The following is a 14,721-nucleotide window of genomic DNA, read 5'->3' on the forward strand; positions in this document are numbered from 1 at the left end:
AGCTGTATCTTCAACTTATCGATATACGTGCAATTGGTTGAACATTAATATCTTTTGTTAACTCTTGGAAAGAGATTACAGGAAGCTCATAGAATTCTGTCTCTATCAACTTTCTTACATAACGACGTATATCCATGGCAATAAGCAAAACAGGCTTCCTCTCCATCTGTAAACTATCTTTGGTGTATACAGCGAGTTTCTCGGTGAATCGTTTTGTTACCGAAGGATCTAGAGCTAAATAATAGCCTGCTGAAGTTTGTCTAATGGCACTACGAACACTATCTTCCAGATCCTGATCAAGTAAGTAGCAAGGAAGCGTGCTACTGCCCCCAGAATACTTGAAGCAAATCTGACGTTTTAAACTACTACGCACGTACTCAGTTAACTGCACAACATCCTTTTCTTTCTGCCCCCACTCAACTAGTGCTTCTAAAATAACCCTCAAATTTCGAATGGATATATCTTCTGAGACCAGTCTCTGAAATACCTCACTAAGCCGCTGAATGGGCATTACTCGCTCAACTTCTTTGACTAACTCGCCAAAGTGCGGCTCTATCCGTTCCAGTAAGTAACGAGTTTCCTGTATTCCAATAAATTCCTCTGCATATCGCCGAAGAATATAGGCTAGATGGTAGGTAATGATGCGATTGAACGAAAAATAGGACAGATGATTAGTATCCAGTATTTCAATTTGCTGGTTGCTTACCCACAAACTTTCGATGTCTGGCAAAAACTTCTCCTCTTCACTAAATTCAACACCCGACAGCGATAGTTGATTTTTAGGTTCAGTTATCAAAACGCAGTCCGGTGCTAACCTTCCACGACCTACAGGAACCTCCTGATTCAGGATGTAGTATTCATGCTCACTAAGATTCTCGTTAAATCGTAAGTGAACACCGGGAAATGGCACCCCTAGGTCCAAGTAGAGCGCTTTCCGTACACGACTTAGTTCTGCATTCAATTCCGTACCATCTAAAACACCCTCAAGATCAACCGAGACATCAACTAAAAGGGGCACTGTAATAGAGAATTCGTCTCTGCCGCTGGCGGCTGTTCGGGATGTCATTCTTTTTGCTTCTGCTGTTGCAGCAGAAGCAGAGGCTCCATCTTTTGCCAAAATTTCTGGTAGACTCCCTTCCTGGTTTCTACTTTTAGAGGCCAGTCGCGCTAAGAGGAAACCGCCTCCTCCAATCAATACTGCCAATACAATAAAGATTTCAGTAGGAAACCCTGGTATCAAAGCCAATCCAAATAAAAGTGCGGATGACATATATAGTGCACGAGGGTGTGCTGTAATTTGAGAACCTATAACCGTACCCAGGTTTATATCTTTACTCTCTAGCTCTTCTTCTGTTGACGTCACGCGTGTAACGATCATGCCAGCGGTCATCGAAATAAAGAGCGCAGGAATTTGTGCTATTAACCCATCGCCTACGGTGAGAATGGAATACATTTCCAGGGCTTCACCAGTAGACATTCCGTGCTGGGTAGTTCCGATTAAAATTCCACCTATGATATTGACGCAGATGATAATAAGACCTGCTATTGCATCTCCTTTAACAAATTTCATCGCGCCATCCATTGACCCAAATAGCTGGCTTTCACGATTTAATGATTCCCGCCGATCTCTTGCTTCTTCAATATCAAGCATTCCAGCTCGCATATCACCATCAATACTCATTTGCTTGCCAGGCAAGGCATCCAGGGAGAACCGAGCACTCACTTCAGCAACTCGTTCAGCACCCTTCGTAATGACTAAAAACTGTACAATAGTGATGATAAGGAAAATAACCAGTCCGACTACCAGGTTGCCCCCAACTACGAAATTTCCGAATGTAGTAATAATATCACCAGCATCACCATTCATAAGAATCAATCGTGTCGTCGTGACCGATAATGCTAAACGAAATAGAGTACTAATAAGCAGTACTGCGGGGAATGCGCTAAACTCTAATGCTGATTTGATGTAAACAGATAGCATCATTAGGAGTACCGCAATAGCAAAATTTACTGCTATTAATGTATCTACCACACCTGTCGGCATTGGCAATATCATCATAAATATGATGGCGACCAACAATATAGCCAAGGCAAGGTCTGCACGCCGACTAAAAGCAACCAATACATTTTTCATTTGCTAGAAGAGCCTTCATTAATTAAATTCAAATAATTTCTACGTGCTAATTTTGCTGCATCGGAGTTTCCGAGTTTCCAATGTACTTCACTCAAGCAAAAATATATTGCGGCTGATTGCTCTCGACTTAGGTTGTATGTCTTCAGAAGCTCTCTGGATTTAGATTCAAGGTTTTTAAGATCATTTAAAGACATCCATGCTTTGCACAACATAAGCCCGGTAGATAAACTTTTTCCGTACACAGTTTCAATAAGCAACAGTAGAGCAACAGCCTTATTTACATCAGCATAGTCAAGTTGCAATTGTGCTTGTGTGAGCACCCATTCTCTCATAACGCTAACTTAGTCTTATAAAACTTGTAGACACTTTAGAACTCAAACTCTTTTAAGTAGATTTCTCTGAACTTGATCTTTCAATTCCAGCTCCGCGAGCTCAATGAATATCTGTTTACACTTCTCCCTTAGTTCTGTGTCTAGCTGATCTTCTAAATTCCTTATCCATTTCACAGCTTCCATAGCTTGTCGTTCACTCTGGCAAACGTTAAACGATTTCAGCTCAGCCTTTTCAGGGCCACATACCTTACTCAATAACCGTTTACCGTTTGAACGCTTGAACAGTTCAGACAAATGCGAAGGAGCTGCGTGATTGTTAAAGTAGATGATGCGAGTGGCTGATGGTGTTTTCAGATTTTTAGACTGGTACTCTAGATACGAGACCTTAGAGATTCCACCTTGAAAATTTAGCATGTGCTTAGTCTTGTCTGACAACATGACTTAATACCCTGAGATACTTTGATTTACTTGGCGGAAGTTATTTAGCGCCATTTCAAAATTGATCAGATCCAGGTTTTCTCTAAGAATTAGCAGCCTGAGAACAATTTTATCTTCGTAAATGTGCCCAGTAGGCGACAATGGGCTCTGATTGCTGTATTTATTGGCTTTCAGAACATGCTCTATAGTATCATCATCTACTCGGTGCCTTACCCCCAAGGAAATGAGCAATGACTCATCGTGAGGGAAGAAGTTTAACTCAAGGTTTCCAATATCATAAAATTCCAGTTGAAGGTAATTCTGAGCAAGCTGTCGTTTATCGACTTCGATACCACAAGCGGAAAATACGCGTATCAGTATTGTTTCAATCCAGCTAGGCATATGCTGATTCTCTCTGGGCGAACAAGTCAGTACATTTAAACATTGTTTCAATACACTGAGCCTTTTGTTCAGCGTTACCATAAATGTGATCAGGCACAAGACTTACTATATGCCTAGCTTGCACACCCAAGATATTCAGTTTCGCTAGGTTATTTATATTTAGATTACTTGCCATTTTGCTAACATCTGAACTTTCTACCCAGCTTTTCTTTTGTAAAGAAAGGACCTCACTTAGAAGCCTGCTTGTTAAACTATTCTGTGCATTTGCATCAGCCGCGGGGCGCTCAAGTAGTCTCGCGGTCTCTCGGCAAGCATCAAGTAATGCCAATAGGGTCTTTAATTCACTCATATTTCTCATTACAGAGATGAGCTCGGAGCTCTCAATATTACGGCCGCCACCATGATATTGTGACGAAAGCTTCCTATATAGCTCACCCACTCCAAGATCAAGATAGTGATCTCCGAATTTTTCTCTAAGATCACAAAGCACATTGTAAATATTACCAAAGCTAATTGAATGCCCCGACTTGGTGAGATCACTCAATTGGTGTTCGTCTAGTCCTCTTTGCTTCGCGGCATCCAAAGCACCATAGGACAATACACCCGCTCTAAATTCCAAAGACCTTGATATCGGAGCTAGCTGACGATCGATCTCAGTATATATTTCAGATATATCGGGAACAGCCCCATTAGAAGCGTCAAGCTGCTCCCTAAGAGATAGCAATGCAAGTCCTTTCTCTGTTATATCCGATGAAATTGATTTAGAAAACTTTATAATTTCTTCAATCACTTCCGACTTGTTATGTCGATTTTGTTTAATTGCAGCTGAAACTTCACTAACTTTACCGACTTGATGTTGGCTGAGTGCTGATTTCGATAGCTTTTTTACATCCAAGCCATCGAAGCCTCGGCGGGACTCTTTTGCTCTACTTCGATTTAAATTCTTATATTTATGTAAAAATGAAGAGAATTCCTCCAAACTATTGCTTATAGTTTGAAACATCGTTTTACCTGCTTGAGCAGGCTGTATTTCTCTGCTCACACTGTCAATAGCTGTCGGTTTTTCGACAATGCGATTTACTCCAATTGGCTGACCGCTTTGAGAATTCATCAGAATACCTTATTTATCAAACAAGCAGGCAATAGTTAGGCATTAGTATTATTATCTGCATTGATTAGACTAGTGGAAATTCTATCATTAAATAGCTTCTTCAATGCTCTCTCTAGAACCCCCCTCTCTTTCAAAGTAAGGCTTCGTGAATTTAGGCCAATAGAAAATTCCCCCAGCTCAAAAAATTGCACTTCAGATACATCCAAGCTATAGGTCGTCAGAACATGACTTATGGAATCATCGATATGTATACCAGAGATACATAGCGCATCAATTTTCCTACTACTCAGCATGTCAAGACATTGATTAACTGACCTGCAATCAATAAATGAATCTGAATAAGCATGAGAGCTTAACAAATTTGAATTGATACCCAGCTGGATCCCTGGCGGTATATATCCAACCGATTTTACTTTAGAGAAAAAAACATGCTTATCATATGTATTTATGAGATTTTTCCGCTCAGTTAGTGCCAGGTAATGAAGAGATAACTCTTCTATTGGAAATGATTTCCAGTTGGTGACTTGCGAGTCGTACTCAATGGTGTTTGAAGCACTAATCACTATATCGTAATTACCCAACATCAATTCTTTTTTGAGCTCTCGAACAGGCAGGAATTCGATAGAAAAAGGTACTTCGTCTCGCAAAAATGGGTCACTTGGAAATAGAATTTCTGTAGCCTTTTGTGTCACGGCATTGTTGACTTGCACACCTATACTTAAAGTTTGAAAAAGGTCTTGTTCATTAACCGGTTTGCTTGCGCAACCACACAGCACGGAGATACTAAGTAGAAAAACAAAAAAACTTCTTAAATACACTTCTGCCTAGCCTCTGAAGGTGATACGCCATACTTAGACTTATATAATTGCGTAAAATATGACTGACTGGAAAACCCACTTTCAATGGCAATATCTACTAACCGTTTACTTGTCGTACGTAATTGAATATCAGCATGCCTGAGTCGTCTTTCATTAACCCATGATTTTGGGGATGATTCTCTAAATACCTGGCCAAACATATTTTTAAAGGATGTTAAGCTCATACCTATATTTTTAGCATAAGTAGCTATGGACCAGTTTTTTGTGATGTTAGCTTCCATGAACCGTCTAAATTTTTCCTGCGCTGGATTTACCCGATTAAGCAACTCGTCGGCCAGTATTTGTCCATGATCACTTTTTAATTTCAACAATAACAACTCTTCTAATTTGAGAGCATTTAACCCATGATCATCTAATCGACTAAACAACCTAAATGAATCCAGCGTCAACCGTGTCAAATCACAACTAGGAAATATAATAGGGGCTTTACCTTTCGGTAGAACAGATTTAACCATTTTAAGTGCCTGCTTTTTATTAAGCAAAGCGTTATCATATCTTTCGTAGAACCTAGTCAGCATTGCTGCACGAATACCAACACATATTACAACTACATCTTGTTCTTTGAGATCATTGGTTAGCTCAAATTCTTCATCAAAGCCTGCAAGCCAAACCTGCCCCATTGTTAACTCAAAGCTCGATTGATCATATTTAATACTTGCAGAGCCCGTAACCATCATAACCAGATTTACAAAAGGTGAAAATGTGAGCACGACAGATTTGCCACGTGGAATTGAGTATGTCTTTAACTCAAAAAGATCACCACAATGCTGGCACTCAACAACCACATCTCTATTGCTGAATCTATCTTGTCCCTTACAGGAGGGAATATTCATATTTTTGACTGCTCTATTTTGAATCTTTTTTTATGCCCACATTTTGTCGTCAAATATTAAGTATCTAGACTATTGATTTCGATAAAGCATTTATCGTTGAACTTTGATGGGAATGTATATCATTGATCATTGATGTGATTGTACCTATTAGACTGTCAATTGTACTAATATGAGAATTAGCCAAATCGCCATCCTGTCTTTCAAGATTCATTTCTGCATCTAGCTCTGCCTGCATTGCTTGCAATATTGCTTGAAGCTCCTCCGCTTCAGCATTAAGCCTATCAATTTTTGCTTCAAATTGTTTTTGTACAGCTGATGCAAGATGTCCACCAGCACCACTACCACCCCCTCCTGAGCTATCGCCCAAGCTCAATACACCCATAACTCCGCTCGTTATTGCCATTCGCATTTTTATATCTGCAGCTTCAAACCTCTTATCTTTAATTTCTTTTGCCGCTTCAATAATTTCATCTCTTTTTTCTAATGCAGTATCAAATTGATCAATATATTTCTTGATGCGAATTGAGGACTCAGTTTCTCTCACCTCCCTAAAGATTGACTTTAGGTGGTTGTTTAGGGTATTCACCAGACCATAGATATGATTGTTGTGAGCAAAAGCACTTAGAAAACTCTGAACCATATCATCTGATTCACTACTTAGTGCCTTATAGTTGTTATTGACATCTTCAACATTCGTTATAGGCGCTCTAGCCTCTCTAGCTAAAGTGCCTTTTTTTTCTTTTAAGTCCGGCATTTCTTTACGAGATACACCATCTGTACCTACTACAAAGCTTCCATCTATCGGATTCATAGTTTAACCATTAAAATTGCGGAATGAATTTAGATTTATTGTGAGTATTTACCTGCAATGTTCTCAGAGATTTTCCGATACGCGGCCGCTCAAACATATTTTTCCCTATTCAGTTTCTCAACACACTCAAAATTGAACCTACAAACGGCCCACTTACCTCTCGAGCAGTACAGCTTGCCTACCAACAAACCTATGGTTTATCTATATTACGTAGCTGCAAGAATGACGCTTTAGATTTCTTGTCAGTTTTTTAGATTCTAGTCTTTTTTTTTAGCACGATGATTCAATTATGTGAACTTGGCTTGAAGACACCTATACCTGCTTTATAAGTATCAGCTAGGTTAGATTATCGAAGACCATGTGATATCTACAATTTGAAGCTCATCCAAGATTCAATTTATACTTATTCTTAGTTGGAGCAAGATACATCAAGCACTGCTTATACCACTTCATTGTCTAAAAACCCGAATAACGGCAGAATAAAATTCTGCAGTTGATCCTTTTGCTATGATTCAGTTTTAGATCATTCAACCCAGACTAGTGTTAGTAGAGCAGGCCGCCGTTTGAACCACCGTTTGAATTACCGTTGTAATTTTCAGTAGAAGCTTCTTTCGATATTGATAACACTATGAGCCTATCGATTGAGTCCACTCTGTTCTATCCTCCGAGCAACTCTAGGGAGCCCCTGAATGACTCAGTAATGCCTCTGGCTAGCGGTTCACTATCAAGGTGCGGTTTCGCAGGAATGTCTAGACCTTTCAAGAAGTCGCAACACAGAGTGTGAACCGCTCTAAAATCCCCGTAGGGTGGGCTTTGAAGGCTACATCTACAGCCTTCAAAGCCCGCAGAGGTATTATGGAATTATTCAGTGATCCTTAGATTAAGTTACATTTGAAACTATGTAATGCCGGCATAGAACTTACCTTATATGGTAGCTAGTTGATCAAATAGAGAAGCTGGCCAGTCTTGACAAACCTGAACCGTTATGCGTAAATAGGTTGACATATGGTACGTCTATCTATATACAGCAGCATAGGCAAGGCTACAGTATCGAGGTAATATCCAGCGTACTAGTATTGTCAAATGATTGATAGAAGTGGTTGCCTGTTTCCTTCAGAAGCAATATAGAAGCCTGTCAGCGTCCTTTGCAGAAGAAATTTATAACCGCGAATGATGGTAATGGGCTCGACTACATTAATAACGAATCCACGACTTAAGGTAACCGCTAAAACCTAATGAGCTTCTGAATAATTCCTTGATTCCTCTCGCCTTCAGAGCGGTTCACAATTAAGGCGAGGCTTCGCAGGAATGCCTAGACCTTTCAAGAAGTCGCAATACAGAGTGTGAACCGCTCTAAAACCCCCGTAGGGCGGGCTTTGAAGGCTACATCTGCTGCGTTGCAGGCTCGCAGACGTATTACGGAATTATTCAAAGACCTCTTAGTGCTTAGGATAACATTTAAGCTCTTCTCTAAAACGATACGTTATACCCACCCCCCTGAAAAGTTGACCTGGATATCTCTGAGTTTTTCGAGGTAGTTTTAATGAAACGATCATACCGCGAAGAATCTGCGGTAGCTGTATAGGGTTTCACGTTTAAATTTCAAATTATAGGTTGTTTGCTTCGAATTCTCTCAAAAGGAAATCCTAGCGATGTTTTTTTGATTGTTTGTTTTTATTGTGAGATGCTGTTAATTTAAAAGATACTCATCACAGCAATAACTGCATTATATTGCTGTGATTTTTATATGTGAGAAAATAAAAACTACACACTTGCGCAAAAGGTAAAAATGACTAAAAATTATAAAATAGTTTAAAAATCTAAAGCCCGGCGCTTCTATATCAGCTAGTCTTATATAAAACTAGTAACTGACTCAATGAAACGCTTTGCACCTGTTGAACAGCTGATTAGTTCTTTAGTGTCGGCGAATTTAGGTTTGAGGGGCTAGGCGTTTAACAATGTGATATTTGGGGTTAACACCTTCTTAGAAATGATACATTGCCCAGCGAGGTCAGTTTACCGGTTAGAAACTGACGCCCCGTAATACCGCCGAATAAAGATATTAAGAGCTAAATTTACTATGCCTAAAATTACAATGTTAAATAATGTTACTAAAATTGGCGTAAAAGGCCCTGGAATTAAGGAAGCATCAAACTCGGACAAGAGCCCCCAAACGGCCACGAGCAAGTTTTCCCAAGTACGTAATTCTGCGTCTCCAGGACTAGATAATACCTTGAAAACAAGTATTTTTTCCCATCCGAAATCTATTGTTAGTGTAGATTCCTGCATCAACCTTGATAACCCCAAGCACACCTTAATTCACCTTTTGCAACATCTAAGCACAATAATTGCAGAAAGCAACCCTGCAAGTGCAAAGGATAAAATTGACCAAATATGTATGATGATTCAAACGGCCGAACAAAGAATCTGTGGCAATGGTTCCGGTAGTGGTTAATACCTCTTGCTTTAACATGAAGACATTGAACGATAGATAAACTACTTCATTTTACGGTGTCTACCTATTCTCAATAAGTAGTTCGCCTCGCCGATATGAACCATCTGCTACTTTCACGTCGGCATTTTTATAACCAAAACTCTAAATGAATCCCTCCTTCTATTTTAACCGGAGAAAGAACATTACAATCAGCCCGGTTGATGCACTTTTATTAGTCCAACTCACCCAGATGCATGCGATAGAACTTTATCAAGAGCTGTCGGCACTATCTTTATTGATACACAAATTTAACTACAATCTTTAATCGTTGCACCATATGCATTGAAGGCATTTAATTCCATTGTTAAAAAATGAACTTTATTTTTAATATTGGCCTTTTAATCACTAAAAGGCAGATCAAATTTACCAGATAGGATACAATAGTTATAGCTACTGAGCTTAAGAATAGGAACTTCATAAGTCCTCTTGTAAATTGGATCATTTGTTTTTTAAGTAGAAGAATGTCGACCAAAGATTATAACCAACAATTAAACCGCCTTGCTGAATTAATTTGGGAAAACGAGGCAGATGCATCCTTCAAGGAAAATAGAGAAACTCCACCTGAACTTCCCCCAGTAAAATACCCAAGTGAAGTATTGTGGGGAAAATGGGGTGGCCATTACATTGTTATTGTACGTTATATATCAGGTCGAAAAGTGACAAATATAAAGAAGCCTGAAAAATATCCCGATGAAGCTTCAGGAAGCGCAGCAGCGCTAAATATCATTAGAGCGTATCCGAAGGCCGCCATTCGCTATCTTCCTTCTCATGAATTAGCAATATACCTTTTATAATTGGTTGCACTAATTCTCTGGTGATATCCTTCCATAATCTGAAACCAGTCAAAATAGAGGATAGTCTTATCTTGTTTCCAAATACAATCCTGGCCACACCAGAGGCTTCTGGGGCCAGTAATATCTCTGGTCCCAGAACCATGGGAAAGAAGTCACTTATCTAGTATTAGAGATAAATTTACGTACCTCCTCAACAAATACTTTTGATGCCGGCTCGCGCCCTAGTAATAAATGCCCATCGCTCTCTAGGCCAACAAATCTAGCTTTTGGAATACTTGATGCAATATCGCATGCAGTTTTTACCGGAATCCGCTGATCTCTTAGAGAATGAATAACTAATGTGGGAACGCTGACTTTCTTTAGTTGTTGGATCACGTTAATGCCTCCAAACACCGAAAGAAAGCGAACTGCATTTTCCGGAGAGGTTGTAAGGCGTTGAAACTCGTTGAACCAGGCCAACTCGTTGGCATTAGCACTTGGCATAAATGTTGAGGAGAAGATCTGCCTGTACGCAGGATTATCTTGCCCCCAACCAACCTTTGTAAGAGTCATTATCGCTTCTCTTTCTTTTATAACGGACTCTGTAGCTCCAATCCGCCAACCGGCAGCGTATCCTCCAAACAAGATAAGTTGCTTTACCTTTTCGGGATGCCGGACTGCATATTCGATAGATACGGCGGCCCCTTGAGAAATACCAAGCAGTGTAAAATTATCAACGCCACAGGAATCAACAACAATTTCAAGGTCTGATACGAATGATTCAAAAGTAATATTCTCAACATCCCAATCTGAAAGACCATTGCCCCGTTCATCGTAACGTATAAACCGGTGATCTAAAGACAGCTCTCGAAACAAAGGGCTCCAAATTGGAGAATCCCAGTCATACTCCAAATGACTCAGCCAATTAGCGGCCTTAACAATAGGGGGGCCTTCACCAATTGTTGCATACGCAATGCGAGCGCCATCCGAGGCAGTGCAGAATTCAATTTTCTGCTCTGTAAGAAGTTTGCGTTCAAGGAGATGTGCACTGGTCTGAACTGGGTCGGCCTCTACCTCAGCTGGCTTATAAGGTGACCAAGCCATTCCGGCCTTTCTAAACCTTTCCGCCATTTTGGGTCTTATGCTGGCCATTTCCCGTGTAAGCCCGAGCCTATCTATCTTTTTCAAAAGCTGAGTGGCTGCCTGGGGGTTATAGGGTTCGAGGGTCTCCCAGTACCGTGCCCACCTTAGTTGCTCGGGAGGTGAGATGTCTGGATGAGTTGATAGGCGGGATAGTATTTTGCCACGCAAAAGCCCTACCTCCTCTCGCTCGGCAAGCAGCCATTGCTGGAATAACTCTTGTTCAGGCAGATCTATCCCCTCAAGAAATGGTTCCTTCAGCTCAGAATTGATAGCCGTGAGGTCGTCTGCAGATAAATCAGGGGATTCAAGCTTAGATGCAATAGACTTAATATCAATTTGAATATCATCTGTCTTTAGGCTCACCCTCTCGCGATCTGCAATCAGGCGGTTTTTGTCGGGTGTATTAACAAAAGGGCGTATTTTACTTAACGACCACCTTAAAGATGCTCTTGGATCATCTGGTAACTCCCAGAAGATTTCACATAATCGATCACGACGATGCGGTCGTGCGGCCAATGCCAAGAACGCGAGAAGCGCTCGTGTCCTCTTAGATCGGGGAAGACTAACCCGATCTCCATCACGATAAACAGCCAACTCTCCAAGCAGTTGGATTTTTATACCCATAGCCTAAGTACTTTCTTATTAATTCAATAGTGTTCTTAACCAAATGAATGAAGTTTCAAGATCAACGTAAATAAGTTCACTACCACTCCGAACACAGCAAGCAAAACCCCCGGCATAAATGACTTTTGAAGTTTATTAAGCTAAAGGGATATGCAATTTTATCCTCCATCACATTGGCTAGCCGTATAGAAGCTGGCGTGCAGGTGAGAAGTAATAACCACATAAATATGGAGCATTTATTCGGGTGGCAACCTACTAAAGCCGAACCCATTTGGCCCTAAATTCTAGCACTTGCCTCGTTAATATGATAGGCATCAATTAGATTAATATTTAACCGGCACTTCCGGCCAAAAATTGGCCAAATCCTTATGCATCAGGGTTGTGAATGAACATCATTCTATTATGCGCTGTTAATATCAAGCAAAGATGTCACCAAATAGCAACTCAAACATGAGAAAGGAGATACCGAAGACCTAAGGAGCCTCTGAATATTTCCGTGTTGCCTCTGGCATTCAGAGCGGTTCACAATCAAGGTGCAGCTTCGCAGGAATGTCTAGAGCTTTCAAGAAGTCGCAACACGGAGTGTGAATCGCTCTTAAAGCCCCGAAGGGCGAGCTTTGAAGGCTGCATGGACCCTAAATGACCTATGCTTTTGTATTATCGAAAAGAGTTTCTATAAAATATTTTTGCAGCTTTGACTCCTATATTGGAAAATAAATCCAAGCCATTATTTTCTCCACTTAAGGGGCAATATGGCAAGTGGCTTCAATGTGAAGTGTTACCACTTGACTAGCCCATAGGGTAGGCCTTGAAGGCCACAGATACGGGGTTTTAGTCTTGCATGGGCTAAGCACATTCACGGTGAGCTGCACCTCACACCAACAGGCTTAGTGTTCCGCTTGGATAACATGAAATTATCAGAGACTCCCTGGGTATTTAGGATTTTACGATAATACTCTCCTCCATTTCCGCCTTCATTTTAGCTTTATCGCGAATTAATTTTTCTAAATCGTCAACAAGATTCTCATTCTTGAATTTTCTGCTTGGCTGTCCATCAATATAAACTGCATGGCTCGGCGTTCCGCCAGCCAAACCGATATCTGCCTCCCTAGCCTCGCCGGGCCCATTGACAATACAGCCAATTACCGCAACATCCAAGGGTGTCGTAATATCCTCCAATCGAGCTTCAAGCTCATTCATAGTTTTAACAACATCAAAATTTTGGCGTGAACAGCTTGGGCATGCAATAAAATTGATACCTTTAGAGCGCAACCTCAGGCTTTTCAACAAATCCCATCCAACTTTTACTTCTTCAACAGGATCTGCCGCCAACGACACTCGTAAGGTATCACCTATCCCATCTAATAAAAGCGCTCCTAACCCAATCGCTGACTTAACCGTGCCCGAACGCAAGCCGCCTGCTTCTGTAATACCAAGATGAAGAGGTTGATCAATCATTTGGGCCAGTTTTCTATAGGCTGCAGTGGCCATAAAAATATCAGATGCCTTGACACTCACCTTAAAATTCTGAAAATTTAGCCGATCCAGGATTTCGACATGACGAAGGGCTGATTCTACCATTGCATCCGGTGTTGGCTCCCCATACTTTTTCTGAAGATCTTTTTCCAATGATCCCGCATTAACGCCGATGCGAATCGGAATATTTAGGGCACTTGCCTTATCAACGACCTCTCGGATACGTTTCTCTCGCCCAATATTACCTGGATTAATGCGTAGGCAATCGACCCCTAAATCTGCTACACGCAATGCAATTCGGTAGTCAAAATGAATATCTGCCACCAGGGGGATGTCTACTTGCTTCCTGATTTCACCGAAAGCTTCAGCAGCTTCAAGACTTGGCACAGATATTCTTACGATATCCGCTCCGGCTTGCTGTAATCGAAGAACTTGAGCGGTCGTAGCTTCCACATCACAAGTTTCTGTATTTGTCATACTTTGCACAGAAATCGGTGCGCCGCCACCAACAGGTACATTCCCCACCATAATTTGGCGTGATACACGTGGAACAATAGGTGATTCAAACTTCATCTTTCTAGCCTGTATGACAAAAAATATATAGATTATATGCTAGTAATTAACCAGTGTAGGTACCAGAATACTTTAGCACTGCGAAATTACTAAACATCATTACTTTATGTAGATATAAATACTCAACTATTACCCTATCCGAGTTCAGAAAAATTAACTTTATATTTTAGGCATTTATTTTTAGAATAAGGCTTGAATTTTACTGCTGCAGTATAAAAGCATGTCTTCATGCAACACTACAACAACGAAATAGAAACCTTAATAGCCATCAAGCTACTCCCAGAATCACAGGCTCCTTTTCTGTCAAAATTATCTTATATGCTATTAGGGAACCTCTGATTAATCCCTAGCCAATTTGGTTGTATTCCACCATACGTCAAGACTACGATACATCATGCACCAAGCCCACTTTGCCGAAGTAGAATATAATCTAAAGCGAGATATAGATCGCCTAGAAAAGTTTCATTCCCGGGTGGATTCCCTCGCCCCATAGCAGAGACTAGAAGCTCGAATTACGCCTTGCTATACACAAGACAAGTGTGCCCGGCACCCATACCCATTCAGGGTAAAAAGTGTTGAGGTCACACACCGATGACAACCCTTGAAGAGGGTAAAAGTATCTGGAAGGAGAAGCTCGTAAGCTGAATTTGACCTGACAGAGCACCTTCTGAAAAACTGGTATCTGTCAGGTCAAGTTTGAACCACTACATTTGAAATTTA

Annotated in this window: 11 protein-coding genes; 2 read left to right on the forward strand and 9 right to left on the reverse strand. The window is 40.7% G+C overall.

Annotation, left to right across the window (positions count from 1 at the left end; translation table 11 throughout):
* Nucleotides 1-10: 10 nt before the first annotated feature.
* The 7 genes from sctV to LC073_RS16055 all read right to left on the reverse strand — a co-directional run bounded on the left by sctV (nucleotide 11) and on the right by LC073_RS16055 (nucleotide 6,918).
* A complete protein-coding gene (gene sctV, locus LC073_RS16025) occupies nucleotides 11-2,134 on the reverse strand; it encodes a type III secretion system export apparatus subunit SctV (RefSeq protein WP_226648323.1) in 2,124 nt (707 codons plus the stop codon).
* On the reverse strand, nucleotides 2,131-2,454 hold the full coding sequence (locus LC073_RS16030; RefSeq protein WP_226648324.1) for a hypothetical protein: 324 nt from the start codon (nucleotides 2,452-2,454) through the stop codon (nucleotides 2,131-2,133). The genes sctV and LC073_RS16030 overlap by 4 nt, the downstream gene beginning before the upstream one ends.
* A 453-nt stretch (nucleotides 2,455-2,907) precedes the next feature.
* Nucleotides 2,908-3,285 carry a hypothetical protein gene (locus LC073_RS16035; RefSeq protein WP_226648325.1) on the reverse strand — a complete coding sequence of 126 codons (378 nt, stop codon included), beginning with the start codon at nucleotides 3,283-3,285 and terminating at the stop codon, nucleotides 2,908-2,910.
* Nucleotides 3,278-4,396 (reverse strand): TyeA family type III secretion system gatekeeper subunit, encoded by a 1,119-nt coding sequence (locus tag LC073_RS16040; protein ID WP_226648326.1) that lies wholly within the window; start codon nucleotides 4,394-4,396, stop codon nucleotides 3,278-3,280. The genes LC073_RS16035 and LC073_RS16040 overlap by 8 nt, the downstream gene beginning before the upstream one ends.
* A gap of 35 nt (nucleotides 4,397-4,431) precedes the next feature.
* Nucleotides 4,432-5,214: a hypothetical protein gene (locus LC073_RS16045; protein ID WP_226648327.1), complete on the reverse strand. Its 783-nt coding sequence runs from the start codon at nucleotides 5,212-5,214 to the stop codon at nucleotides 4,432-4,434.
* The gene (locus LC073_RS16050; protein ID WP_226648328.1) at nucleotides 5,205-6,107 is read right to left on the reverse strand and encodes a helix-turn-helix transcriptional regulator; all 903 of its coding nucleotides are present in this window, start codon (nucleotides 6,105-6,107) and stop codon (nucleotides 5,205-5,207) included. The genes LC073_RS16045 and LC073_RS16050 overlap by 10 nt, the downstream gene beginning before the upstream one ends.
* 64 nt (nucleotides 6,108-6,171) lie before the next feature.
* The gene (locus LC073_RS16055; RefSeq protein WP_226648329.1) at nucleotides 6,172-6,918 is read right to left on the reverse strand and encodes a hypothetical protein; all 747 of its coding nucleotides are present in this window, start codon (nucleotides 6,916-6,918) and stop codon (nucleotides 6,172-6,174) included.
* Nucleotides 6,919-8,998: 2,080 nt separating this feature from the next.
* Between LC073_RS16055 and LC073_RS16060 the strand changes: the two genes are divergently transcribed.
* Together LC073_RS16060 and LC073_RS16065 are read left to right on the forward strand one after the other, a co-directional pair.
* A complete protein-coding gene (locus LC073_RS16060; protein ID WP_226648330.1) occupies nucleotides 8,999-9,373 on the forward strand; it encodes a hypothetical protein in 375 nt (124 codons plus the stop codon).
* 500 nt (nucleotides 9,374-9,873) lie between these two features.
* Nucleotides 9,874-10,206, forward strand: coding sequence for a hypothetical protein (locus tag LC073_RS16065; RefSeq protein WP_226648331.1), 333 nt, complete (start codon nucleotides 9,874-9,876; stop codon nucleotides 10,204-10,206).
* 156 nt (nucleotides 10,207-10,362) lie between these two features.
* Here the strand turns inward: LC073_RS16065 and LC073_RS16070 are convergent, their stop codons facing one another.
* Nucleotides 10,363-11,952 (reverse strand): alpha/beta hydrolase, encoded by a 1,590-nt coding sequence (locus LC073_RS16070; RefSeq protein ID WP_226648332.1) that lies wholly within the window; start codon nucleotides 11,950-11,952, stop codon nucleotides 10,363-10,365.
* A gap of 936 nt (nucleotides 11,953-12,888) precedes the next feature.
* Entirely contained in the window at nucleotides 12,889-14,001 is a 1,113-nt protein-coding gene (gene ispG / locus LC073_RS16075) for a flavodoxin-dependent (E)-4-hydroxy-3-methylbut-2-enyl-diphosphate synthase (RefSeq protein ID WP_226648333.1), read from the reverse strand.
* Nucleotides 14,002-14,721 lie beyond the last annotated feature (720 nt).

It is taken from the genome of Microbulbifer variabilis (genome assembly GCF_020524905.1).
Classification (GTDB): Bacteria; Pseudomonadota; Gammaproteobacteria; order Pseudomonadales; family Cellvibrionaceae; genus Microbulbifer; species Microbulbifer variabilis_A.